At 67.0% G+C, this 24,816-nt stretch carries 17 protein-coding genes; 12 read left to right on the top strand and 5 right to left on the bottom strand.

Annotation, left to right across the window (positions count from 1 at the left end; all coding sequences use genetic code 11):
* Positions 1-32: 32 nt before the first annotated feature.
* The 5 genes from GGR48_RS08200 to GGR48_RS08180 all read right to left on the bottom strand — a co-directional run bounded on the left by GGR48_RS08200 (position 33) and on the right by GGR48_RS08180 (position 8,162).
* On the bottom strand, positions 33-1,040 hold the full coding sequence (locus GGR48_RS08200) for a DUF3667 domain-containing protein (protein ID WP_183951428.1): 1,008 nt from the start codon (positions 1,038-1,040) through the stop codon (positions 33-35).
* 87 nt (positions 1,041-1,127) lie between these two features.
* Positions 1,128-2,762 carry a Na+/H+ antiporter gene (locus GGR48_RS08195; protein ID WP_183951427.1) on the bottom strand — a complete coding sequence of 545 codons (1,635 nt, stop codon included), beginning with the start codon at positions 2,760-2,762 and terminating at the stop codon, positions 1,128-1,130.
* Positions 2,763-3,157: 395 nt separating this feature from the next.
* Entirely contained in the window at positions 3,158-4,186 is a 1,029-nt protein-coding gene (locus GGR48_RS08190) for a glycosyltransferase family 4 protein (protein WP_183951426.1), read from the bottom strand.
* Between the two features lie 16 nt (positions 4,187-4,202).
* Positions 4,203-5,087, bottom strand: coding sequence for a UDP-2,3-diacylglucosamine diphosphatase (locus tag GGR48_RS08185; RefSeq protein WP_183951425.1), 885 nt, complete (start codon positions 5,085-5,087; stop codon positions 4,203-4,205).
* 300 nt (positions 5,088-5,387) lie between these two features.
* Positions 5,388-8,162: a TonB-dependent receptor gene (locus GGR48_RS08180; protein ID WP_240455885.1), complete on the bottom strand. Its 2,775-nt coding sequence runs from the start codon at positions 8,160-8,162 to the stop codon at positions 5,388-5,390.
* A gap of 280 nt (positions 8,163-8,442) precedes the next feature.
* On the opposite strand from GGR48_RS08180, the gene GGR48_RS08175 reads away from it, so the two are divergent.
* The 12 genes from GGR48_RS08175 to GGR48_RS08120 all read left to right on the top strand — a co-directional run bounded on the left by GGR48_RS08175 (position 8,443) and on the right by GGR48_RS08120 (position 24,782).
* The gene (locus GGR48_RS08175; RefSeq protein WP_183951424.1) at positions 8,443-9,189 is read left to right on the top strand and encodes a copper homeostasis protein CutC; all 747 of its coding nucleotides are present in this window, start codon (positions 8,443-8,445) and stop codon (positions 9,187-9,189) included.
* A gap of 116 nt (positions 9,190-9,305) precedes the next feature.
* On the top strand, positions 9,306-10,043 hold the full coding sequence (locus tag GGR48_RS08170) for a GntR family transcriptional regulator (RefSeq protein ID WP_183951423.1): 738 nt from the start codon (positions 9,306-9,308) through the stop codon (positions 10,041-10,043).
* Entirely contained in the window at positions 10,036-11,076 is a 1,041-nt protein-coding gene (locus tag GGR48_RS08165) for an SIS domain-containing protein (protein WP_240455884.1), read from the top strand. Before GGR48_RS08170 ends, GGR48_RS08165 begins: the two co-directional genes overlap by 8 nt.
* On the top strand, positions 11,073-12,212 hold the full coding sequence (gene nagA, locus GGR48_RS08160; protein ID WP_183951422.1) for an N-acetylglucosamine-6-phosphate deacetylase: 1,140 nt from the start codon (positions 11,073-11,075) through the stop codon (positions 12,210-12,212). Before GGR48_RS08165 ends, nagA begins: the two co-directional genes overlap by 4 nt.
* Positions 12,209-15,112: a beta-galactosidase GalA gene (gene galA, locus GGR48_RS08155; protein WP_183951421.1), complete on the top strand. Its 2,904-nt coding sequence runs from the start codon at positions 12,209-12,211 to the stop codon at positions 15,110-15,112. Before nagA ends, galA begins: the two co-directional genes overlap by 4 nt.
* 52 nt (positions 15,113-15,164) lie before the next feature.
* Entirely contained in the window at positions 15,165-17,615 is a 2,451-nt protein-coding gene (gene ptsP, locus GGR48_RS08150; protein ID WP_183951420.1) for a phosphoenolpyruvate--protein phosphotransferase, read from the top strand.
* Positions 17,612-19,339 carry an N-acetylglucosamine-specific PTS transporter subunit IIBC gene (nagE, locus tag GGR48_RS08145; RefSeq protein WP_183951419.1) on the top strand — a complete coding sequence of 576 codons (1,728 nt, stop codon included), beginning with the start codon at positions 17,612-17,614 and terminating at the stop codon, positions 19,337-19,339. The genes ptsP and nagE overlap by 4 nt, the downstream gene beginning before the upstream one ends.
* Positions 19,340-19,449: 110 nt before the next feature.
* The gene (locus tag GGR48_RS08140; protein WP_183951418.1) at positions 19,450-20,235 is read left to right on the top strand and encodes an IclR family transcriptional regulator; all 786 of its coding nucleotides are present in this window, start codon (positions 19,450-19,452) and stop codon (positions 20,233-20,235) included.
* 175 nt (positions 20,236-20,410) lie between these two features.
* Complete coding sequence (locus GGR48_RS08135) at positions 20,411-21,499, top strand: DUF475 domain-containing protein (RefSeq protein ID WP_183951417.1); 1,089 nt, start codon at positions 20,411-20,413, stop codon at positions 21,497-21,499.
* A gap of 104 nt (positions 21,500-21,603) precedes the next feature.
* Positions 21,604-22,395 carry a Crp/Fnr family transcriptional regulator gene (locus GGR48_RS08130; protein ID WP_183951416.1) on the top strand — a complete coding sequence of 264 codons (792 nt, stop codon included), beginning with the start codon at positions 21,604-21,606 and terminating at the stop codon, positions 22,393-22,395.
* Positions 22,392-22,583: a hypothetical protein gene (locus GGR48_RS08125; RefSeq protein ID WP_183951415.1), complete on the top strand. Its 192-nt coding sequence runs from the start codon at positions 22,392-22,394 to the stop codon at positions 22,581-22,583. The genes GGR48_RS08130 and GGR48_RS08125 overlap by 4 nt, the downstream gene beginning before the upstream one ends.
* Before the next feature lie 81 nt (positions 22,584-22,664).
* Positions 22,665-24,782 carry a M3 family metallopeptidase gene (locus GGR48_RS08120; protein ID WP_183951414.1) on the top strand — a complete coding sequence of 706 codons (2,118 nt, stop codon included), beginning with the start codon at positions 22,665-22,667 and terminating at the stop codon, positions 24,780-24,782.
* The last annotated feature ends 34 nt before the right edge of the window (positions 24,783-24,816 follow it).

Genomic DNA, 24,816 nt, shown 5'->3' with positions numbered 1-24,816 from the left:
CTAGCCCGGCCGCATTGCAATGGATTGGCGGCTCAATGCGCCATGCCCAACGCCAGCAGCGCGATGATCCAGAGCGACAGGACGAGCATCGCCATCATCAAAATCGCCACCGTCATGACCAGCGCGGCGGGGCGGCCCAGCCGATAGGCGCCGCGCACCTGCTGGAACAGATGCACGGGAAAGGCGAGCATGAGCAGGCCGACGCCGGGCAGATGCGCCGCCCGCGTCCACAGGATCATCGCGACCATCAACAGGCAGATGAAGCTGAGCGAATAGGTGACGAAGACGGCATGGTCGAAGATCGCCACCCCGCGCTTCCAGGCGAAGAGCAGGCCCATGAACGGCATCGAGATCAGGATCAGCGCCCAGGAGAATTTATAGCCATTGGCCTCCATCTTGAAGATCAGCAGCTCGGGATCGCGAATGGCATGGACGATCTTCTCGTCGAGCGATTGCCAGCCGGTGATCCGCCGCGCGCCATGGCTTTCGCCGTTCGCTGATGCCTCGGTCAGGTCGCCGCCCAGTGCCATGCTGGTGACCTCCAGATCATGCTGCCGCTCGGCCAGCCGGGCGCGTTGCCGGTCGATTGCGGTCACATCCTGCCGCGTGGCCAGCATCGCGGCGCGCTGCCGGTCGAGCGCGGCAATGCGGCCTTCCGTCCTGGTCACCTCGGCCCGCAATTCGGTGACGGCCTGTTCGGTGCCGGGGGCGCTCAGCGTCGCGAAGCCGCCCAGCGTCGAATAGGCGATGTAGAGCAGGAAGACGCTGAACAGATACAGCGCGAGCGGTGACAGGAAGCGCCGCCGCTCGCCCGCGATATAGCGCCGGGTCAGCTCGCCGGGGCGGGTGAAGAGGAAGGCGATGGTCCGCCAGACCTGCCCCTCGATATGCAGCACGCCATGGCTAAAATCATGCCACCACGCGCCCAGCGTGCGGTGGATATGCGTCGACTGGCCACAGACGTGGCAATAATCGCCGACCAGATCGGCCCCGCAATTCAGGCAGCGTGCCGCCCCGGCCCCATGACCCTCGGTCTGCATGTCGTGCCCTCCCCATCCAGTAACCCCGCGCGAAAGACACGATAATTCCACGCGTCGTGCAAGCGCCCTGATGCGGAACGACAGGTATCACACCTGCGCGGACAGGCGCGTGTCGAGCAGATCCAGTTCGCGGCCCAGCTTGCCGGCGGTCTCGGAACCGATGACGCGGGCGTTCAGAAGGTCGAACACCACCCGCCGCTCGGCCCGGATCGCGGCCAGCCGCATCTTGCGTTCCAGTGCTTCCATGCGCCGCGCCTCGTCGGGATCGGTATCGCCCTCCAGCGTGTCGATGCGCGTGCGATAGCCGTCCATCAGGCGCGAGGCGATCTCGACATATTGGTCGGCATCGTCGCGGCCCTCGGCCATTTCGTGCTGCAACCGCTCCAGCTCGGCGATCGCGGCCTTGGCGGCGGCGACGCGGGTGCGGTCCAGCTCGTTGTTCGCATCCTCGAGTGGCAGCGCCAGCCCGCGCAGCAGCAGCGGCAGCGTCAGGCTGGCGATCACCAGCGAGAACAGGATGACCCCGCACGCCAAGAAGATGACCAGATCGCGCGCCGGAAAGGGGGTGCCGTCGTTCAGCGTCAGCGGCAGGGTCAGCGCACCCGCCAGCGTGATCGCACCGCGTGCGCCCGCGACCGACATCGCCGTGATGACCCGGCGGGGCGGGCTGGTCCGCTGTGGATCGTTGCGCTGCCGGAACAGGGTCAGGCGCAGCGCGACCCAGGTCCAGGCGAAGCGCAGCGCCGCCAGCCCGGCGACGATCGCGATGACATACAGGCCCAGCCACCAGACGCTGTCATGCCCGGTCAGCATCACCGTGTCGCGCGCGCCGGCGAACACCTGCGGCAATTGTTCGCCGAACAGGACGAAGATGATACCGTTCAGCGTGAATTGCAGCATGTCCCACACCGCCTGCCGGCGGATGCGGGTCGCGGCCTTCGCACCCGACGAGACGTTGGTGAACGACATGGCGATGCCCGCCGCCGCCGCCGCCAGCACGCCCGAGCTCTCGACATGCTCGGCGACCAGATAGGCGGCGAAGGGGATCAGCAGGCTGACCAGGATGTTGGACCCGCTATCGTCGCCGAAACGGCGCGCGAAGATGTTCTTGGCGTTGATCGTGCCCCAGGCGATGGCGACGCCCAGTCCGACGCCCGATACCGCCATCCACAGGAAGGTGAGCGAGGCGGAGGTCAGCGAAAACGCGCCCGTCAGCGCCGCCGCGACCGCGAAACGCAGGCAGACGAGGCCCGAGGCGTCGTTGAGCAGCGACTCCCCCTCCAGGATATGCATCATCCGCTTCGGGATCGGCGCCTTCTGCGCGATCGCCGATACCGCGATCGGATCGGTGGGCGAGACCACGGCGGCCAGCGCGAAGGCGACCGCATAGGGCACGGCCGGAATCATCCAGTGGATGAACAGCCCCATGCCCAGCACCGTCAGGAACACCAGCCCCAGCGCCAGCCCCAGCACCGCGCCCGCGTCGCGGAACAACTCGTCCTTCGGGATGCGCCAGCCGTCGAGGAACAGCAGCGGCGGCACGAACAGCAGGAAGAAGATTTCCGGGTCCAGCTCGACCCGGATCTGCGCGATCCCGCCGATCACCGCGCCCAGCGCGATCTGGACCAAAGGTCGGGGCAGGGCGGAGGGCAGCACCCGCGAGATGATGCCGCTCAGGACGACGGCGAACAGAAGAAACAGGCTGAGCGTGACGATGTCCAATCGGGGACCTTTCGGGTGCAGCGGTTGGAGTGGCCATGGCGACGAGGCGGCACGACCGGCAGATCAGCGAGGCGTGACGGCAAGGCATCACGAATCGCGCGAGCCTCAGCATGACATGCGAGGCAAGGCGCGTTCAACCCGTTAAACGGGATTTATGGTGAATGGAAGTGACATGCGATCCTCTGCGGGGCGGGGTCGTTGCGAGTTTGGCGTTTCCTGCTCTTCACGCTCCACCCCGACAAAGGCCGGGGCGAGATACGGAACGCTACCCATCGCTTATCAGTGCTTGCCCAACTGGACCCCGACCTGCGCCGGGGTGGTGTGGAAAGTTCTGCAACGATCCGCCGGCACGGGGCGAGCGCCGCGAGGCGGGGGTGAGGGGAAAGTCCTCTCCGTCAGGCTGCCGCTTTCAAGCCCCGATCGATCGGGGCAAGCGCGGCCAGGAATTGCTCGGCGCTGGCTAGCCAGGAAAAGCCCTGGCCATAGGTCGCGCAGGTTTCGCGATCCAGCGTCAGCGCCTGCGCGATGGCCTTGCCGAGGGACTCGTCCATCACCCCAACCTCGGGGCTGAGAACGTCGACCGGCCCCTGGACGGGCAGCGCGGCGACCGGGGTGCCGCAGGCCAGTGCCTCGATCATGACCAGTCCGAAGGTGTCGGTGCGGCTGGGGAAGACGAAGACATCCGCCGCGCGGTAGATGGCGGCCAGGTCCTCGCCGAACTTCGCGCCCAGGAAATGCACGTCAGGATATTCGGCGGCCAGGTTCGCGCGTGCGGGGCCGTCGCCGACGACGACCTTGCTGCCCGGTGTATCGGTAGCGAGGAAGGCGGCGATGTTCTTCTCGACCGCGACGCGACCGGCATAGAGCTGCACCGGGCCGGGCAGTCCGGCGACCAAGGCATCGCGCGGGCCGTCGGCGCGGAACAGTGCGGTGTCGACGCCGCGTCCCCAGTGGCGGCTCTGCGGCAGGTCATGCGCGGCGAGCGTCGCGGCGACGCTGGGCGTCGAGGCCAGGATCGCGACCGAGGGGGCATGGAACCAGCGGACATAGCGCCACACGAATTCGGGGCTGACCGCACGGATGCGGGCGGCGACATAGTCGGGGAACTGGGTGTGGTAGGCGGTGGTGAAGGGCAGCCGCTGCGCCAGACACCAGCGCCGCGCGAGCAGGCCCAGCGGGCCTTCGGTCGCGATATGCACCGCGTCGGGCCGGAAGGCGGCGAGCGTCCGCCCGACCTTGCCCGGGCCCGGTAGCGCCAGCCGGATTTCGGGATAGGTGGGGCAGGGGATCGAGGCGTAGCGATCGGGCGCGATGATGCACAGTTCATGCCCCATCGTGCGCAGTTCGGCGGTCACCGATTGCAGGGTGCGGACGACGCCATTGACCTGCGGCGCCCAGGCATCGGTGACGATCGCGATTCGCATCAATTCGGCCCCTCGGTCAGGCGGCGATGGCGGCGACGACGGGCCGCTGCCGCCGCGCTTCCATCTCGTCGCCCCAGTGCAGGATTTCCATCGTGCCGTCGAAATGTTCGACCAACGCGGTGCAGCCCTCCACCCAGTCGCCGTCGTTATAATAGGTGACGCCGTTGATGTCGCGGATTTCGGCGGTGTGGATATGGCCGCACACCACGCCGTCGACGCCGCGTGCGCCCGCCGCATGGGCGACGACTTCCTCGAAATGCGAGATGAAGGCGACGGCGTTCTTCACCTTGGCCTTGGCGTGCTTGGACAGCGACCAATAGGGGCGCTTCATCCACCGCCGGACGATGTTGACCCAGCGGTTGACCTCCATCAGCGCGGTGTAGGCGAAGTCGCCGACATGGGCGAGCCAGCGATGCGCCAGGGTAATCGCGTCGAACTCGTCGCCGTGCAGGACCAGCAGGCGGCGGCCGTCCGCCGTCTCGTGGATCGCCTTGCGACAAATGGCGATGCCGCCGAAATCCATGCCGGTGAACTGGCGGAAGATCTCGTCGTGATTGCCGGGAATATAGACGACGCGGGTGCCGCGCTTGGCGCGCTTCAGCAGCCGCCAGACCACGTCATTATGCGCGGCGGGCCAATAGAATTTCTTCTTCAGCCGCCAGCCGTCGATCATGTCGCCGACCAGATACATGGTCTCGCTGTCGACATGGTCCAGAAAGTCGATCAGCATCTCGGCATTGCAGCCGCGCGTGCCGAGATGGACGTCCGAAATCCAGATGGTGCGATAGCGACGCCGTTCATTGCCTTCCGGTTCGGGCGTCACCGGCGCGCGAGGAATGAAGTCGAGAATGGCGGCGTCTTCGTGCAGCGAGCCATCCATCGGAATGCTGGTCATCGGCATCGGCGTTCCCCACGCTTGGCGTTGGGATTATCATGCCTGTCATCTGTGACGCCTTCGTCGCAGATCGGTGACAGCGGCGCAGCATTTCGGTGACTCCTTGAAGTCACCGGACAGGAAAAGCCCGCCGATCCGTAGGACCGACGGGCTTTTCGATAGACTACGCTAAGTGTGTCTCACGCCCCTCCCGCAAGCGGGAGGGGATGGGGGAGGGCAAGGCCGCAGGCGACAGGCTCTGTGAGACCCCATGCCCTCCCCAAACCCCTCCCGCCTGCGGGAGGGGCTTAAGAAGGCAGGAGGTGCTTAGAAACGCACCGCCACCGACGCCGCATAGGTCCGGCCGTTCTTGTAGAAGGCGGTCGGACGGTCGCGGGTCGCGTTATACTGGTAATAGGTCTCGTCGAGCAGGTTCTGCGCATTGACGGTCAGCGTGATCTCCTTGGTCAGGTTCACACCCGCCGAGAAGTCGAGCTGGCTGTACGGCGCTACCATTTCACGCGAATTCAGGCGACCGATCGTGCGGAAATAGCTCGAACGATAGTTGTAGCTCAGGCGCGCCTGGAAGATCCCGCTTTCGAAATAGGGGATCACGTTGACGGTGTGCTTCGACAGGTACGGCAGATTCAGCTCCGCACCGCTCGAGTCGACCGACGAGGTCGAGCTGTCTTGGTACGAATAGTTCGCCTGGATGCCGAAGCCGCCCCAGATTTCGGTCTGGCCCGAGATCAGCGCGCCGTTGACCTTCGCCTTGCCGCCGTTGATCGGCTGGTTGACGTTGTAGGTCGTCAGGCGGTTCTGCAGCGAGTTGAAGAACACCGCGTTGGTGCGCGTGTTGATGATGTAGTTCGAGATGTCGCGGCGGAAGAGTTCGACCGCGATCAGCGAGCCGGCGCGCGGATACCATTCCGCCGTCAGTTCGTAGTTGGTCGACTCATAGGGCTTCAGGTTCGGGTTGCCGCCGCCGCCATCAAGGGTGACGTCGTTGAGCGAGGTCGCGGCCGCCAGATCCTGATAGCGCGGACGCGAGATCACCTGTGCGACCGAGCCGCGCACGATGAACTCGGGCGTGATCGAATAGGCGATGTTCACGCTCGGCAGGAACTTCAGATAGTCGGTCGAGGTGCTGGTCGGGACCGGCACCGGCGCGACGGTGTTGGCCAGCGTCAGCGCATAGTTGGACTTGTCGCGGGTATAGACCAGACGGCCGCCGATATTGCCGCGCAGGCCGCCTTCATCGAAATTGGCCTGAATGTACGAGGCGATGACCGTCTCGCGCACCTTGGTCGACGCGCCGACCTTGTTGACCAGCGGGCTGTTGATCGAGTTCGCCAGGATGTCGATCACCGCCTGCTCGGGCAGGTTCAGATACTGGGTCGCATTGCCCATGCCGCCGCTGCCGTCGAACACGCCGCCCGGCGTCACCAGCGTCGTCACGCCCAGCTGGTTGGCGGTCTGCGAGCTGGTCTTGTAGGTGTTGATGCCACGGCCGTCGACGCGGTTGACGTGGTCGGTCACGCGGCTGCCCAGCAGGATCTGCTTGAACGGGCCGAACTCGACCGGGATGGTCGCGTCATAGCCGCCATAGATGTCGCGGTCGGTGGTGACGCTATAGTCCAGACCGCCGATCTGCGCGCCGTTCAGCTGCTGACCGTTGACCAGGACCGGACGGCCCTCGATCTGCGCGGGGTTGTTGTTCGGGTTGGTGAAGTAATTCGCCGGGTTGGTCAGGTCACCGGTGAAGTTGACCGTCGCCGAGGTCGGCGTAAAGGCATAGTTGAACGGCAGCTTGGTCTGCACGTTGAACAGATATTCGGGATTGCGCCCGCCGGTCGCCTTCGACCAGCCGCCCGCGAAGCTGATCTTCGCGCCGTCATCGCCTTCCCAGTCGGCGAAGAAGTTCAGATTGTCGGTCTTGAGCTTTGTCTTGCGGACCAGCGTGTCGAGCTGGGCCGACTGGTTCGGCGCGGCGGCGAAGCTGGCCGAATTGACGACGCCGTTGGCGACGTTGGCGGTCTGCAACACGCTGCCGGTCCAGGCGACCGGGATCGTGTACATCGACTGGCTGTAATTGTTGTAGTTGCCGTCGATGTGCAGCCCGTTCAGGGTCAGCGTCAGGTTCGGGGCCGGGCGATACTGCACGGTGCCCGACACGCTGGCGCGCTCGCGGGTCTGCTGGAAATAGGCATAGTTGATGCCGAACGGCGCGACCGCGTTGATCAGGTCGTTCTTGGTGCCGCCGGTGACGGTGGCGTTCGGGTTCAGCAGGATGCCCTGGCCCGATGCGTCACGACGGACCGAGCCGTCGGCATTCTTCTGGAAGAAGTCCGCACCGCTCTGATAGCCAAAGAACTCGACGCCGGCGCGGGTCAGCGCCTGCTTGTCATAGGTCGCGGCGACCAGGAAGCCGAAATTGTCAGCCTCGTTGTGCCAGCTGTACAGGCCCGATCCGCGGATATTCCCCTTCTCGGAGCGGTCGTTGTAGGTATAGCCGCCCGAGGCGAAGATCGCGTTGGGCTTCAGGTCGAGCGGACGGCGGGTGCGCACGATGACCGTGCCGCCAAGGCTGCCTTCCTCAATGCGCGGCTCGGGCGACTTGTAGACCTCGAGACGGTCGACGAGTTCAGGGGCCAGCAGCGAATAGTTGAAGGTGCGGCTGGACGGGTCGTTGTCGTTGCCGCCCCAGTCGGCCGAGGCGAGCGCATGGCCGTCGAGCAGCATGCGGTTCAGCGCCGGGTCGGTGCCCAGGATCGCGACCTTCTCGCCCTCGCCGAAGCGGCGGTCGATGCTGACGCCCGGGATGTGCGACAGCGATTCCGCGACGTTGCGGTCGGGGAACTTGCCCACGTCCTCGGCGGTGATCACGTCGACGACGGCGTTGGCCTCGCGCTTGACGTTGATCGCGTTGCGAAGGCTCTGGCGAAAGCCGGTGACGACGATGTCGCCATTATTGTCGGCGCTGTCGCTGCCGGTCGCGGTCTGCGTCGGCGCGGTCTGCTGATCGGTGGTCTGTGCAAAGGCGGTGCCCTGAAGTCCGGCGAGCGCGGTCGCCGTCAGGATCATGCTGCGAAAGCTCAACATGCTGAAATCCCCCCAAATCCGGTCGCGCCACCACGCGAAATGGTTTCAATCCACTGGCGGGGAGTTCGGTGGGACCTCCCCGGACGAGCTTTTTATATCATATGCTCGGGCTACCAACTTGTAACCAAACTGACATTGGTCCGCAAACGGGAAAAACGTCATCTTGCCGTCATGGGACCATTAGGCTGGCCTGAGGCGTGGCTTGCTGCTTAAATGGGCGGATGTTCGGCGGTTTTGCGCCGCGAACTGGATCAAAACGGGACGCAAGTCGGGGGATAACATGACGGCACCACCACGGCACGGGGCGCGGCCGCTGCTCGAAATCTGTATCGACGATGCCGATGGCGTGGCGGCCGTCGTCGCAGGGGGCGCCGACCGGATCGAGCTGTGCGGGGCGCTGGCGCTGGGCGGGCTGACGCCTTCGGCGGCGCTGGTGGCGAAGGCGGTGGCGTCGGGCGTCCCCGTCCATGCCATGGTCCGCCCGCGTGACGGCGACTTCCGCTATGATGCGCCGGATGTCGCGCTGGCGACCGAGGAGATCGGTCATATGGTGGCGTTAGGGGTAGCCGGTGTCGTCGTCGGGGCGATGGCGGATGACCGGACGCTCGACCGGGATGTCCTCGCCCGGTGGCGCGATGCGGCCAAGGATGTCGCGATCGTGCTGCACCGCGCGATCGATCTGGTCGCCGATCCCGTCGCAGCGGTCGAGCAGGCGGTGGCGCTGGGCTATGACCATATCCTGACTTCGGGCGGTGCGGTGACGGCGGAGGCTGGTGCCGACGTCATCGCGGCAATGGTCGCGGCGGCCAAGGGGCGTATCGCGATCATTGCGGGATCGGGCGTCTCGGCCGACAATGCGGCGGCGCTGATCGCGCGAACCGGGATCGACGCGGTCCATGCCTCGGCCAGCGTCCGCGCGGATTGGAGCGATCCCCGGATCACCGCCATGGGCTTCGCGACCGGCCCCAGGCGGCGGACGAGTGTGGAGAAGGTGGCGGGCCTGCGTCAGGCGATAGAGAGGAAGTAAATCCCAATGTATGCCAAATATAATACCTATTGCCCCTATGGTTGGGCTGCGATAAGTCCGTTGGTGAAGCGGGGCGCGGCATGAGCGACGTGCCCGCAAAGGGGGATGGCGCGGCCATGACATTTTCGGCGCAGGTCGGCTCCTTTCGGAAAGGGAACCCCGCGCCGTTGTACCTCCAGCTCCAGCAGCTGTTGCGCGAAGCGATCACCAGCAATGTGCTGGCAGAGGACGATGCCATCCCCGCCGAGCGCGATCTGGCAATCGAATATGACGTATCGCGGATCACGGTGCGCAAGGCGATCGGCGGCCTGGTCGAGGAAGGGCTGCTGACGCGCCGGCGCGGCGCGGGTACCTTCGTCGCGGGGCGCGTCGAGAAGAGCTTTTCCAAGCTGTCGTCCTTTTCCGAGGACATGATCGCGCGCGGTCGCACGCCGAGCAGCGAGTGGGTCAGCCGCGCGCCGGGCATGGTGACGCCGGAGGAGGCGCTGTCGCTGGGGCTGTCGCCGGGCGCGGCGGTCTATCGTTTCCAGCGTGTGCGCTATGCCGATGACGTGCCGATGGCGATCGAGATCTCGACCATCGCCGGCTTTGCTTTGCCCTCGGTCGAGGCGGTGGATCGCTCGCTCTATGCCGCGCTGGAGCGCACGGGCAATCGCCCGGTGCGCGCGCTGCAGCGGCTGCGCGCGGTGCCGTTCGGGGCCGATCATGCCAAGATGCTGGACGTCGATCCGGGCCATGCCGGCCTGTTGATCGAGCGGCGCGGATTTCTACGCGATGGACGGGCGGTGGAATATACCCAGTCCTTCTATCGCGGCGATGCCTATGATTTCGTCGCGGAGTTAACCGATGTCTGAAGTGATGACCGCCGGAAGTGCGGGGACCAGCACCCTGATGGGAGCGGAAGCGGGGGAGGCGCCGGAGGCGATCGCCCGGCTGCTCGCGCGCAACGCGCCGACCGTCAAGGCGCTGGCCGAGCGGCTGCGTGCCGCCCCGCCGCCGGTGATCATCACCATCGCCCGTGGGTCGTCGGATCACGCCGCGACCTATGGCAAGTATATCCTGGAGACCAAGACCGGCGTGCCGGTGTCGTCGGCCGCGCCCTCGGTCGCGTCGATCTTCGAAACGCCGATGAAGGTGCAAGGCGCGTTGGTCATCGCCATTTCGCAGTCGGGGCGCAGTCCGGACCTGCTGGCGACGGTCGAGGCGTATCGCGCGGGCGGCGCGCATATCGTCGCGCTCGTCAACGATGAAGAGTCGCCGCTGGCGACCGGCGCCGACACCTTCCTGCCGCTATCGGCCGGTCCCGAAAAGGCGGTCGCCGCTACCAAGTCCTGCCTGGCCGCGCTGGCGGGTCTGGCGCAGCTCGCCGCCGCCTGGGCAGGCGACGAGATGCTGGAGGCTGCGCTGAACGATCTGCCCGGTCAGGTCGAACAGGCGCTCGGCCTCGACTGGTCCTCGGCGGTCGAGGGACTGCGCGAGGTCAGCCAGATGTTCGTGCTGGGGCGCGGTTACGGTTACGGTGTGGCGCAGGAAGCCGCGCTGAAGCTCAAGGAAACCTGCTCGATCCAGGCCGAGCCGTTCAGCGCCGCCGAGGTTCGCCACGGCCCGATGCGGATCGTCGAGCCGGGCTATTCGGTGCTGGGCTTCGCCACCTCCGACGTGGCGGGCGAGGACGTGAAGGCCGTCGCCGACCAGTTCGCCGCGCGCGGCGCCAAGCCGTTCGTCGCGGGGCAGGGCGGTGACCTGCCCATGGTCGCCGGCCACCCCGCGCTGGAGCCGATCGCGATGCTCGCCAGCTTCTACCGCATGGTCGAGGCGCTGGCGCTCGCCCGTGGCATGGACCCTGACTCGCCGCCGCATCTGCAGAAAGTGACCCGCACGCTATGACCCGTTTCCGTTTCGTCAACGGCCATGTGGCGACCTTGGGCGGCGTGCTGCCGGGTGCGGAGATCACCGTCGACGGCGATCGTATCGCGTCGATCGGCGCGGTCAAGGGTTCGGCCGACACGATCGACCTGAACGGCGGCTGGGTCGTGCCCGGCTATATCGATACGCAGGTCAATGGCGGCGGCGGGGTGCTGTTCAACGACCGTCTCGACGTCGAGGGTATCGCGACCATGGCGGCAGCGCATGCCGTTTATGGCACGACCGCGATGCTGCCGACTTTGGTCAGCGAGACGCCCGACAAGATCGCCCGTGCGCTCGATGCGATCGACGAGGCGATCGAGGCCAGGGTGCCCGGCATCGTCGGCATCCATGTCGAGGGGCCGGTGCTGAACCCGGCGCGGAAAGGTATCCACGACCCGGCGCGCTTCCGCGATCTGGACGAGGAGATGATCGCCGTCCTGACCCGCCCGCGCCGCGGCAAGGTCATGCTGACCGTCGCGCCCGAACGCGTGCCGGTCGCCACGATCAAGCGCCTGGTAGACGCGGGCGTGCTGGTCAGCGCTGGGCATAGCGAGGCGAGCTACGAACAGGCGGTTGCGGCGTTCGATGCCGGTCTGATCGGCGTCACCCACCTGTACAATGCGATGCCCGCCATGCAGCAGCGGGTGCCGGGTCTGGCGGGCGCGACGCTCGACGATCCGCGTCCCTTTGCGGGCCTGATCATCGACGGCTTCCACGTCTCCGCCCCCATGCTGCGGTTGGCGCTCAAGGCGCGGCCGTTCGAGAAGCTGATGCTGGTCACCGACGCCATGTCGTCGGTCGGCGCGGTGGAGAAGGACTTCGTTCTGCACGGCCGTCATATCGATGTATCGGGCGGCAAGTGCACCTATACCGACGGTACGCTGGCGGGCTCGGACCTCGACATGGGGTCGGCGGTCGCCAATGCGGTCGCGCAGTTGCGCATCACGGTCGATCAGGCGGCCGCGATGGCTGCGACGCATCCGGCGGCGTTCCTGGGGCTTTCACATGAGCGCGGCGCATTGGCGAAAGGCTTGCGTGCCGACTGGGTGGTGCTCGACGCCGCGCTCAAGCCGGTCGAGACGCGCATCGCCTCGGCTGAGCCGGTCGCGGCATGACGGTCGCGCGCCGGGATCTGCTGCTGGGCAGCGCGGTGGTGGGGCTGGCGGGCGGCATTGCGCCCGTTCCGCTTGTCGCCGCTGATCGCCGCCCGGCGGATGGTGCCGGTGCGCTTCCTATGCCTGCTCCCGTCGACCGGCTTCCGTCCGCCTTGCCGGTGCAGGACGCCGCGCGCGTCCTGATGGATAGCGGCTGGCTTTTCCATGAGGGCGATGTCGAGCCCGCGCCGCTCGACACGCACAATGCCACATACCTGTCGGTCAAGGCCGGGAATGCGCGCGGCGCGGCGGCGGTCGATTATGACGATAGCGACTGGCAGGCGGTCGACCTGCCGCACGACTGGGCCTCGTTCCAGCCTTTCGTGAAGACGGCCAATGTTGCGCAAGGTTACCGTCCGCGCGGGATCGGCTGGTATCGGCGCAGCTTCCGGCTGGACCCGCGCTTACGCGGTCGCCGGATCGAACTGGAATTCGGCGGCATCGCGACCCATGCGACCGTCTGGGTCAATGGCAGCGTCGTTTCGCACAATTTCTCCGGTTATAACGCCGTCCGCATCGACCTGACCCCGTTCGCGCGCTTCGGGGACGAGGCCAATGTCGTCGCGGTCCGCGTCGATGCGAATGCGATGGAAGGCTGGTGGTATGAAGGCGCCGGCCTATATCGCCATGTCTGGCTGGGCGATTACGCGCCCGTGTCGATCGCGACCGACGGCGTGCATTGCGACCCGCGCAAGCGCGATGGCGGCTGGCATGTCCCCGTCACCACGACGCTGACCAGCATCGCCCCCATCGACGCGAGCGTCACGGTCGAGGCGCGGCTGCTCGATCCGCAAGGCCGGCTCGTGGCGCAGGGGCAGGCGCAGGCGGCGGTCACGTCGCTCGACGAGGGCGGCGCCACGCTCGACCTGTCGGTGGCCGACCCAATGCTGTGGTCGGTCGAGCGGCCGACGCTCTATACGGTGCATGTCCGGCTGCTCCGCGACGGAAAGGTGGCGGATGAGCGCCGCGTGCCGATCGGTTTCCGCACGCTGCGGTTCGACGCTGCGCAGGGCTTTTTCCTGAACGACCGGCCGGTGAAGCTGAAGGGCGTCTGCCTGCACCAGGATCATGCCGGCGTCGGCACCGCGATCCCCGATGCGCTGCTCGGCTGGCGGCTGGAGCGGTTGAAGGCGATGGGCTGCAACGCGGTGCGCTCCAGCCACAACGCGCCCACGCCCGAGCTGCTCGACTGGTGTGACCGGCTGGGCCTTCTCGTGATGAACGAGAACCGGCAGTTCAATCCCGCGCCCGAATATCGCGCGCAGCTGGAATGGCTGGTCCGGCGCGACCGCAACCATCCCAGCGTCATCCTGTGGTCGGTCTTCAACGAAGAACCGATGCAGGGCACCCCCTCGGGCGTCGAGATGGTGCGGCGCATGGCGCATTGGGTCCGCGCGCTGGACGACAGCCGCCCGGTGACGGCGGCGATGAACGGCGCGTTCTTCGATCCGGTCAACGTCGCGCAGGTCGTCGATGTGACCGGGTTCAACTATTATCAGGGTGACTACGACCGCTATCACCAGCGGAACCCCGACCAGCCGATGACCAGCTCGGAGGACACCAGCGCCTTCATGACGCGCGGCGCGTTCGAGAGCGATCCGGCGCGGCACATCGCGTCGAGCTATGATGTCGAGGCGGCGAGCTGGGGCGACACGCACCGGGGTGCGTGGAAGAAGATCGCCGAGCGCGCCTATGTGGCGGGCGGGTTCGTCTGGACCGGCTTCGACTATCATGGCGAGCCGACGCCCTATGAATGGCCGACCATCGCGAGCTTCTTCGGCATCATGGATCTGTGCGGTTTCCCGAAGGTCGCCTTCGACATCCACCGCGCCGCCTGGGTCGACGATCAGCCGGTGGTGGCGATCGCACCGCACTGGAGCTGGCCGGGTCGCGAGGGCAAGCCGACCAAGGTCATGGTCCTGTCCAATGCCGAGCGGGTCGTGCTTCGCCTGAACGGCAAGACGGTGGGCGAGGCGACGGTCGACCGGCTGATGGGCAATGAGTGGACCGTGCCGTACGCGCCGGGCCGGATCGAGGCGATCGCCTATCGCGGCGGTCGCGAAGTCGCCCGCACCGCGCATGAGACGGTCGGCGCGCCGGTCGCGCTGCGGCTGACCCCGGCACGTACCGTCATGGCGGGCGATACCGAGGATGCGCAGGCGATCACCATCGATGCCGTCGACGCCAAGGGGCGGCACGCCCCGACCGCCAATCTGATGACGCGCTTCACCATCGAGGGCGGGGCGATCATCGGCGTCGGCAATGGCGATCCCAACAGCCATGAGCCCGAGAAGGGCAACCAACGTTCGCTGTTCAACGGCTTGGCCCAGATGATCGTGCGGCCGGATGTCGGGCGCGGGCGCATCACCATTCGCGCCGTCGCCGATGGGTTGAAGCCCGCCAGCTTGCGGCTCGACCGGCTGGGCGTGTCCCCGCGTGCGCAGGTCGCGACGGTGCCGGCCGAAATCGATCTGCGCGACTGGCGGCGCTCGCCCCGGTTCGACACTAGGCCGGCGGCCGATCTGGCGCCGGCAGCCAGCGACAATAATGGCTGGGCCTTTGTCCGCGCCGGTACGCCCACCCCGGCGGAGCCGGCCGGCTGGCGGCTGTATCGCACCGTGCTGACCCCGCGTCGGGCGGTGGCGGGGCGCGGCGGCGAGCTGAGCTTTGCGCAAGTCAGCGGCATGGCCAGCCTGTTCGTCGATGGGCAACTGGTCGCGGAGAAGCGCGATCCGAAGCCCGGCCCCCTGACGGCCACGCTACCGGCGGGCGAGGGCAAGCGAACGATCGCGCTGGTCGTCGCGGGGCTGGGCAATGTCGAGAGCGGTCTGATCGGCCGCGTGACGGTCCGCCCGCGCTGAGACAGCGGGGCCGTTGCGGAGAGGAATAGCAGTTTGGCGAGAGTGACGTGCGATGAGTGACCTGACCATTTATGCCCCGCTGGCGGGTTGGGTGATGCCGCTGGCGCAGGTGCCCGATCCGGTTTTCGCCGAAAAGATGCTAGGCGACGGGATCGCCATCGACCCCGTCAACGATGTACTTTGCGCGCCGTGCGATGCGACCGTGCTGACCGTGCATGAGGCGGGTCATGCGGTGACGCTGCGCAGCACCGACGGCTATGAATTGATCTGCCATATCGGCATCGACACCGTGTCACTCGGCGGCAAGGGGCTGACCCCGCAGGTGCAGGCGGGGGCCAAGGTGCTGGCCGGCCAGCCGCTGATCCGCTTTGATCTCGACCATCTGGTCCGGAACGCGCCGGCGGTCGTGACCCCGATCATCGTCGCCGATGCCACGCTATATGGCGTCGAGCCGATCGCATCGGGCGTGGTCGCGGTCGGCGATCCGCTGCTCCGCGTCGTGCCGCTGGCGGTGGAGACGGCCGAGACGCAGGTGGTCGGCGATACGCTGATCGAGGAGACGGTCGTCGCCTTGTCGCATGGCCTGCACGCCCGTCCCGCCGCGCGGCTGGTCGAGGCGGTGCGCCGGCACGAGGCGCAGGTCACGCTCTATCACGCGGATCGTCATGCCTCGGCCTTGAGCGCCGTCGGGCTACTTGGCCTCGGTCTTGGCCATGGCACGACCGTCCGGATCGAGGCGAGCGGACCCCAGGCCGCCGCCGCGATGGCCGACGTCATCGCCTTTCTGAACGATGCGACCGTCGAGGAAGGGCCGCGCGAAGCCCCCGAGCCGGCGCGTGGCGAGGGGCCGGGGCTGGGCGGTGTGCCCGCCGCGCCCGGTCTGGCGGTCGGGCCGATCCACCGGCTAATCCGCGCGGCGATCCCGGTCGAGACGGTCGCGGACACGCCCGAGGCGGAGCGTCACAAGCTGACCGACGCGCTGGCGCATGTTCGTGAGGAACTGGTGCTGGCGGCGGCGGCCGGTGGCGCGCGCGGTGGCGTGATGGCCGCGCATGGCGCGATGCTGGCCGATCCCACCCTGTCGGAAGCGGCGATGGCGGGCGTCGGCCGGGGCCTGAGCGCGGGCGTGGCGTGGCAGGAAGCGATCGCCGAGCAGGTCGCGGTGCTGGTGTCGAGCGGCGACCGCCGCATCGCCGAGCGTGCCGACGATCTGCGCGATCTGGAACGCCATGTGCTGGCCGCGCTGGCCGGCCTGCCGATCGAGGGGCCGAGCGTTCCCGCCGGTGCCATTCTGGTCGCCGAGGATTTGTTGCCCAGCCAGGTCGCCGCGCTCGACGCGAACGTCGTCGCCGGCATCGCGCTGGTCAAAGGCGGGCCGACCTCGCACGCCGCGATTCTGGCGGCGGGGATGGGGCTGCCCATGGCGGTCGCGTTCGGCGAGCCGCTGGCGGCGCTGGAGGACGGTCGCGTCATCATACTCGACGCCGATCGCGGCCTGATCGACCCCGAGCCGGATACCGAGGCGCAAGCCAGCGTCCGCGACACCATCGCCCGCCGCAAGGCCGAGATGGAGGCGGCACGCGCATCGCAGGGACCATGCCGCACGGCGGATGGCACCCGGATCGAGATGTTCGCGAACCTCGGCTCGGTCGCGGATGCCGAGGCGGCGGTGGCGGAGGGCGCGGAAGGCTGCGGCCTGCTCCGCACCGAATTCCTGTTCCTGGAGCGTGCGACCGCGCCGACTCGCGACGAACAGGCACAGGACTATCAGGCGATCGCCGATGCACTGGGCGACCGACCGATGATCGTTCGGCTGCTCGATGTCGGTGGCGACAAGCCCGCGCCGTACATGGACCTGCCCGTCGAGGAGAACCCGGCGCTGGGCCTGCGCGGCATTCGCGTGTCGCTGGCCGATCCGCAATTGCTGGAGGATCAGGTGGCCGCGATCCTGGCGGTGCGCCAGCCATGCCGGATCATGGCGCCGATGGTCGCCAGCCTGTCCGAGCTGGAGGCGGTTCGCGCCGTCGTCGAACGCCAAGGCGGTAAGGCGGAGGTCGGTGTCATGATCGAGACGCCGGCCGCCGCCATTTCCGCTGATATTCTCGCGCGTAAGGCGGACTTCTTCTCGATCGGCACCAACGACCTGACCCAATATACGCTGGCCATGGATCGCGGCAACGCGGCGGTGGCGGCGGGGGTCGACGGGTTGCATCCGGCCGTGCTGCGGCTGATCGGCACGACCTGCGAGGGTGCGGCCAGGCATGGCACGCCGGTCGGTGTCTGTGGTTCGCTGGCCGCCGATCGTCTCGCGGTGCCGATCCTGCTCGGCCTGGGCGTGACCGAATTGTCGGCGCCGCCGGCGCGGGTCGCCGCGATCAAGGCGCTGGTCGGCAAGCTCGACCTGGCGCGGTGCCGCGCCGTGGCGGCGGAGGCGCTGGAGCTTCCCTCGGCAGCGGCGGTGCGCGCGTATATCACCAAGATGCTTCAGGAGATCGGCGCATGAGCTCGCCCATGGCCTCGCTTCAATCGCTCGGGCGGGCGCTGATGCTGCCCATCGCGGTCCTGCCGGTGGCGGGTCTGCTGCTCCGCCTGGGCCAGCCGGATATGCTCAACATCGCCTTCATGGCGAATGCGGGCAATGCCATCTTCGACAATCTGGGGCTGCTGTTCGCGGTCGGCGTCGCCACCGCCTTTGCCCGTGATGGCAATGGCGCGGCGGCGCTGGCGGGGATCACTTGCTACCTCGTCACCATCAAGGGGGCCGAGACCCTGGTCGTGCCGCCCGCCGGCACCGGAGCGGGGCTTGCCAAGGACATCGCCGCCACCGTCGATGCCGCCTGGCGGATGAAGGCGGTCCACCGCTTCGACGTGCCGGTCGGCATCGTCGCCGGCCTGATCGGCGGCAGCTTCTACAACCGGTTCGCCACCATCAAGATGCCCGAATATCTGGCGTTCTTCGGCGGCCGGCGTTTCGTGCCGATCATCGCGGGCCTGGCGGGCCTCGGGCTGGCGGGGCTGCTGGGTCTGGCCTTCGGGCCGGTCAATGCCGGTGTCGATGCGCTGAGCCAAGGCGTCGTGCAGGCCGGCGGGCTCGGCCTGTTCGCGTTCGGCGTGCTCAACCGCTTGCTGATCGTCACCGGGCTGCACCACATCCTGAACAACGTCGCCTATTTCGTGGTCGGCGATTATCAGGGCACGACGGGTGACCTGCGCCGCTTCTTCGCGGGCGATCCCACGGCGGGCGCGTTCATGAGCGGGTTCTTCCCCGTGATGATGTTCGGCCTGCCCGCCGCCTGTCTCGCCATGTATCACGAGGCGCTGCCCGAGCGGAAAAAGGCGGTCGGTGGCATGCTCTTCAGCCTGGCGCTGATGTCGTTCCTGACCGGCGTGACCGAGCCGATCGAGTTCAGCTTCATGTTCCTGGCGCCGGTCCTCTACGCCTTCCACGCGATCCTGACGGGTCTGGCGGAAGCGTTGATGAACGCGCTGGGCGTGCGGCTGGGCTATGGCTTTTCGGCCGGGCTGTTCGACTATGTGCTGAACTTCGGACAGGCGACCAAGCCGCTGCTGCTGGTGCCGGTGGGCGCGGTCTATGCCGTCCTGTATTACGCCGTGTTCCGCTTCGCGATCCGCCGCTGGAACCTGCAGACGCCGGGCCGCGAGGTCGAGCCGGCGGGCGAAAGCGTGGCCGAGGGCGGGCAGCCGGTGGTCGAGGGCGGGCGCGGGGCGTCCTTCGTCTCGGCGATGGGCGGCGGCGCCAATCTGGCCGAGGTCGCCGCCTGCACCACGCGTCTGCGCCTGATCGTCAACGATCCCGCCATCGTCGACGAACCCACGCTCAAGCGCCTGGGCGCGCGCGGCATCCTGCGGCCCTCGCCGACAGGCGTGCAGGTGGTGCTGGGTCCCGTTGCCGACACCGTCGCGATGGAGATGCGCGCGGCGATGGCGGCCGGGCAGGGGCAGCGTGTCATCAGTCCGGTCGCGCCCGCATCGTCACCGACGCCGGCGGTCGCGCCGACCTCTTCGCCCGCGACCTTGCCGGATGCGCTGTCCGCCTTGCTGGGCGGGGCGGGGAATATCCGGTCGGCCACGCCCCATGCCGGGCGCTGGCGGGTGGAGTTGCGCGACACCGGGCTGGTCACGAAGGGGACGGCGCCCGGCGTGCGCACCCTCGCCATCCGCGATGGGAATATCGCTCACATCCTGATTGATGAACCGACGTCGTAATCGATAGATATCAACTTGATGCCATTTGGCCGTTGGATGTAATCCGGGCCCGGATTTTTCCGATAATGGACCGGTGCGGGCGACCGCTCACAGGATGACGGAGGGGTTGCTTGATTACGGAGTCGACGGAGGTATCGGAAGACAAGCGGCTGTACCGCGCGCCGGCACTGGAAAAGGGGCTCGACATTCTCGAGCTTCTATCGGCGGAGGAAAATCCGCTGACGATGAGCGCGATCGTCACCCGCCTGGGCCGTTCGACCGGCGAGCTGTTCCGGATGATCCAGGTGCTGGAGCATCGCGGCTATGTCCGCCAGGGCCCCGACGGGTATGTCATGACCGAGCGGCTGTTCCATCTGGGCCTGAAGCGACCGCCGGTGCGCAGCCTGATGGAACAGGCGCTGCCCGAAATGCGCCAGCTGGCGGATCGGATCGGCCAGTCCTGTTATCTAGCGATCCCCTCGGGCGCGTCGTCCTCGGTCATCGCGCGGATGGAGGCGAGCACGACGATCGGCTTCTCGGTGCGGGTCGGCTATCGCCGGCCGCTTTATGAGACCCCCTCGGGGCTGGTCCTCTATGCGGGTCAAACCGATGCGGTCCGGCGCGATTGGGAAGCCTTGTTCCATCCGCCGCTAGACGATGCGGCGCGCACCGCCCTGATCGCCCAGGCGGACACCGTCCGCGCGCAGGGTTATGCGCGTGGCGAAAGCCCGGAAATGGCCGGGATGGTGGAACTGGCCACGCCGATCCGCCGCGGGCAGCGCACCTGTGCGGTGCTGACCGTGCCGTTCATCCGCCTGACCGACGCGATGGTGAACGAAGACGAGGCGCTGGCGCAGGCGCGGATCAGCGCCGAGCGGATCAGCGAGCAGCTGTCGGGCAACGACGTCGGCGTCTGACCCCGCCACCACGCAGGCCACGCGGGTGTAACCCCCATGTCCGCCGGCTTGCCTTGTCGGCATCCCCGGCGATAGAGCCGCCGATGATTGAACAAATCATGGCGGTGCGGGCTTTACCGTCCACTTGCCGGAGTGCCGGCCACCGGGCCGGAAAAGCGTACAGGGGGTCAAGCCGATGCTGCTGAAATATTATAAGGGTTCATTCCTTTTCACCGGCATCTGCCTGGCGATCGCCGCGTGGCTGGGCTTTCAGAGCACGGGCACCTTGCCCGGCACGCTCGGCGTGTTGTGGATCGTGCTGGTCCTGGGCGTGCTGGAGGTGTCGCTGTCGTTCGATAATGCGGTGGTCAACGCCACCGTGTTGCGCGACATGGACGACAAATGGCGCCGGCGCTTTCTGACCTGGGGTATCCTGATCGCGGTCTTCGGCATGCGGATCGTCTTCCCGCTAGCGATCGTGGCGATCGCGGCGCATATGGGACCGATCGAGGCGATCAAGCTCGCCGCCGGCGATCCGGTCCGCTACGAACAGATCATCACCTCCGCCCATGTCGGCATCTCTGGCTTCGGCGGCAGCTTCTTGGCGATGGTCGGCCTGAACTTCTTCCTCGACGACGAGAAGGAGGAGCATTGGCTGTCGATCATCGAGCGTCCGCTGGCCGCGCTGCGCGAGATTTCGGGGCTGGCGACGGGTATCGTCCTGCTCGCCCTGTATGGCATCTCGCAGTTCATCCCCGCCGAAGAGGCGATGACCTTCATCACCGCCGGCATCTTCGGGCTGCTGACCTATATCGCGGTGCATGCGATCGGTGTGCTGCTGGAGGGCGATGGCGATGCGGCGACGGGCGCGGCGGCCAAGTCGGGCTTCGCGGCCTTCCTGTATCTCGAGGTGCTGGACGCCAGCTTCTCGTTCGACGGGGTGATCGGCGCCTTCGCATTGTCGAACAACCTGTTCATCATCGCGCTGGGTCTCGGCATCGGTGCGATGTTCGTGCGTTCGATGACGATCATGCTGGTCGATAAGGGCACGCTGACCCAGTATCGCTATCTCGAGCATGGCGCCTTCTACGCCATCATCGCGCTGGCCGCGATCATGCTGCTGTCGGTTCGCTTCGAGATTCCCGAGACGATCACCGGCCTGATCGGCGCGACGTTGATCGGTCTGTCCTTCTGGGCGTCGGTGCGCAGCAACCGCAAGCATCCCGACCAGGCGCTGGCGAGTGCCGATCCGGTGCAGCCGACCGGCAAGTCGGTCGGGGCCTGATCCGGGACTCCCGATCCGAGAGCCCCGATCCGGAACCCCCGATCCGGAACCGTTGCCGCCAAGAACGATTACCCTTTTCGTAACGCTGGCGAAAAGGACTGCGCATGCCGACATCGGCGATCGATACCCTGGAGGGTGACGCGTTCGTATCCAAGCCGCTTCGGCATACGAACCTGTTCCTGAAGGGGCGCGGGCGCGAGGCGATGACGCCCGACGACATGGCGGTGCTGGAGGACAGCGTCGCCGATGTCATCGCGATGCCGGCGCGCAAAATCGTCATCCGCCGCGACGAGCGGGTGCGGTATAGCAGCCTGCTGCTCGAAGGTGTGATGTGCCGGTACATGGACGATCGTCAGGGCAACCGGCAGATCGTGGCCTTTCATGTGCCGGGCGATTTCGTCGACCTGCACGCCTTTCCCATGCGCTATCTGGACCATGACGTCGCCACGCTGACCCCGGTGCGGGTCGCGACCGTCGGTCATGACCGTCTGGAGTCCATCCTGCAGCATCGGCCTCGGCTGACGCGCATGCTGTGGTTCTCGACGCTGCTCGATGCCGCAATGCACCGTGAATGGGTGTTCCGCCTCGGCCGGCTGGAGGCGGACGGGCGGGTCGCGCATCTGTTCTGCGAGCTGCACGAACGCCTCGCGATGGTCGACCTGGTGCGTGACGGCATGTTCCGCTTTCCCGTCACCCAGATCGATCTTGCGGAGGCGGCGGGCATTACGCCTGTCCATCTCAACCGCGTGCTGCGGTCGCTGCGCGAACGCGGGCTGATGACCTTTCGCAGCGGCGAGGTCCATATCCTTGATCCCAAGGCGCTGCGCGCGCTGGCGGACTTCGATTCCGGCTATCTCTTCGGCGGTGGTCCGGCGATGAATGAGAAGGGCGCATGAACACGCCGTTCCGCTCGGCGCCCGTCCATGCCGATCCGGGCGTCGCCACCGCCGAGCAGGGCGTGGTGATGCTCGATGGACCCAATGGGGTCGCGGTGGCGATGACCCCCTTTGCCGCCGAAGCGACGGGACAGTCGCTGATCGCGGCGGCGCGGACCGCGCGCGAACAGCCGGACGACGCTTCCTGACGCTCGGGGAGTGGGACAGAAGACTTTACCCGTTTGCGCCGGGGCCTATGATGACGCCCGTTTCATGAACGGGAGTTCGCCTTGCGTCATCTCTACCTCGCCGCTGGTCTTGCGGCGCTTCTGAGCAGTTCCGTGCTCGCCGGTCCGCCCCAGGCCGCGCAGGCCCCAGCGACCAACCCGCTGATCGCCCCCTGGACCGGCCCCTATGGCGGGGTGCCGCCCTGGGATAAGGTGAAGCCCGAGCTGTTCCCGGCCGCGTTCGAGGCAGCGCTGGCCGAGCGTCGCCAGGACTATGAGCGGATCGCCAACAATCCGGCCAGGCCGACCTTCGCCAACACCTTCGTGCCGATGCAGAATGCCGGGCAGACGCTGAACCGTGTGATGACGCTGTTCGGGGTGATGACGGGCAATATGAATACGCCCGCCTATCAGGCGCTGGACCGTGAATGGTCGCCCAAGCTGTCCAAGGCGTCGGACGAGATCACCTTCAACCCCAAGCTGTTCGCGCGGATCGAGGCGATCTACAAGGCGCGCGACACGAGCGGGCTGGACGCGCAGCAGAAGCGGCTGGTCACGCGTACCTATGACAGCTTCGTGCGGCAGGGGGCCAAGCTGACGCCCGCGCAGAAGGAGGAGCTGTCCGCCTTCAACCAGAATCTCGCCATCAACTTCAGCGAATTCTCGCAACGGCTGCTGGCGGACGAGGGCACCGCGATCATCGTTACCGACGAAGTGCGGCTCGCGGGCCTGCCCGACAGCGTGAAGGCCGTCGCCAAGGCGGCGGCGGCCGAGCGCGGGGCACAGGGCTGGGCGATCGTCAACACCCGCTCGGCGGTCGATCCGGTGCTGACCTTCGCCACCGACCGCGGCTTGCGCGAGCAGGTGTGGCGTGCCTTCACCAAGCGCGGCGACAATGGCGACATCAACGATACCAAGGCGACCATCGCGCGCATCGTGCGCCTCCGTGCCAACCGCGCGCACCTGCTGGGCTTCAAGACCCATGCCGATTGGCGGATGCAGGACACGATGGCCAAGACCCCGGCCGCCGCGATGGACCTGATGATGCGCGTCTGGCCCGCCGCCAAGGCGCGCGTCGCCGAGGAGGTCCGCGACATGCAGGCCATTGCGGATAAGGAAGGCGCGAAGATCACGATCGAGCCCTGGGACTATCGCTTCTATCAGGAGAAGGTGCGCAAGAGCCGCTACGACCTCGATCAGGCCGAACTGAAGCCCTATTTCGAGCTGAACAACATCATCCAGGGTTCGCTCTACGCCGCGAACCGGCTCTATGGGCTGGATTTCAAGGAGATCACCGGCACGGTGCCGGTGTTCGAGCCGAACATGCGCGTCTGGCACGTCACGCGGAACGGCAAGGAAGTCGGCCTGTTCTACCGCGATGATTTCGCACGGACGGGCAAGCGTTCGGGCGCATGGGCGAACACCTATCGCGGCCAGCGCAACTTGCCGCCGGTGCAGAATGTCCTGTCGTCGAACAACAACAACTTCGCCAAGGGCGCGCCCGGTGAACCCGTCCTGATCAGCCTCGACGATGCCGAGACGCTGTTCCACGAGTTCGGGCACGCAATCCATGCGATGCTGCAGAACGTGACCTATCCGGGGCTGGCAGGCACGCCGCGCGACTTCGTGGAATATCCCAGCCAGGTGAACGAGCATTGGCTGCTGACGCGCGACGTGCTCGACAAGTACGCGCGCCACTACAAGACCGGCCAGCCCATGCCGCAGGCGCTGCTCGACAAGATCAAGGCGTCGGAGACCTTCAACCAGGGCTTTGCGACGACCGAATATCTGTCCTCGGCAATCGTCGATATGAAGCTGCACACCATCCCGGACGGGATCGTCGATCCGGCGGCGTTCGAGGCGACGACGCTGAAGGAGATCGGCATGCCGAAGGAGTTGGTGATGCGGCACCGCCTGCCGCAGTTCAATCACCTCTTCTCGTCGGACAGCTATTCGGCGGGCTATTACAGCTATCTCTGGTCGGAGACGATGGACGCCGACACCTTCGCGGCGTTCGAGGAAGCGGGCAGCCCCTGGGATAAGGCGACGGCGGATCGATTCGCGCGTATCCTGCTGTCGACGGGGAATGAAACCGACCGCGCGGAGGCTTACCGCGCGTTCCGGGGCCGCGATCCGGACGTGAACGCGCTGCTGAAGCAGCGGGGCTTCCCGACGAAGTAACCGCCAATTCCTCCCCAAGCTTGCTTGGGGAGGG

The sequence above is a fragment of the Sphingomonas pseudosanguinis genome, assembly GCF_014196255.1.
Taxonomy (GTDB): Bacteria; Pseudomonadota; Alphaproteobacteria; order Sphingomonadales; family Sphingomonadaceae; genus Sphingomonas; species Sphingomonas pseudosanguinis.
This window is presented reverse-complemented; position numbering and strand designations above follow the sequence as displayed.

Bases quoted from the DNA above. Each gene is read 5' to 3' on its own strand.
- GGR48_RS08200 (WP_183951428.1), bottom strand. From the start codon at position 1,040: ATGCAGACCGAGGGTCATGGGGCCGGGGCGGCACGCTGCCTGAATTGC.
- GGR48_RS08190 (WP_183951426.1), bottom strand. From the start codon at position 4,186: ATGCGAATCGCGATCGTCACCGATGCCTGGGCGCCGCAGGTCAATGGC.
- GGR48_RS08185 (WP_183951425.1), bottom strand. From the start codon at position 5,087: ATGCCGATGACCAGCATTCCGATGGATGGCTCGCTGCACGAAGACGCC.
- GGR48_RS08180 (WP_240455885.1), bottom strand. From the start codon at position 8,162: ATGTTGAGCTTTCGCAGCATGATCCTGACGGCGACCGCGCTCGCCGGA.
- GGR48_RS08175 (WP_183951424.1), top strand. From the start codon at position 8,443: ATGACGGCACCACCACGGCACGGGGCGCGGCCGCTGCTCGAAATCTGT.
- GGR48_RS08170 (WP_183951423.1), top strand. From the start codon at position 9,306: ATGACATTTTCGGCGCAGGTCGGCTCCTTTCGGAAAGGGAACCCCGCG.
- GGR48_RS08165 (WP_240455884.1), top strand. From the start codon at position 10,036: ATGTCTGAAGTGATGACCGCCGGAAGTGCGGGGACCAGCACCCTGATG.
- nagA (WP_183951422.1), top strand. From the start codon at position 11,073: ATGACCCGTTTCCGTTTCGTCAACGGCCATGTGGCGACCTTGGGCGGC.
- galA (WP_183951421.1), top strand. From the start codon at position 12,209: ATGACGGTCGCGCGCCGGGATCTGCTGCTGGGCAGCGCGGTGGTGGGG.
- ptsP (WP_183951420.1), top strand. From the start codon at position 15,165: ATGAGTGACCTGACCATTTATGCCCCGCTGGCGGGTTGGGTGATGCCG.
- nagE (WP_183951419.1), top strand. From the start codon at position 17,612: ATGAGCTCGCCCATGGCCTCGCTTCAATCGCTCGGGCGGGCGCTGATG.
- GGR48_RS08135 (WP_183951417.1), top strand. From the start codon at position 20,411: ATGCTGCTGAAATATTATAAGGGTTCATTCCTTTTCACCGGCATCTGC.
- GGR48_RS08130 (WP_183951416.1), top strand. From the start codon at position 21,604: ATGCCGACATCGGCGATCGATACCCTGGAGGGTGACGCGTTCGTATCC.
- GGR48_RS08125 (WP_183951415.1), top strand. From the start codon at position 22,392: ATGAACACGCCGTTCCGCTCGGCGCCCGTCCATGCCGATCCGGGCGTC.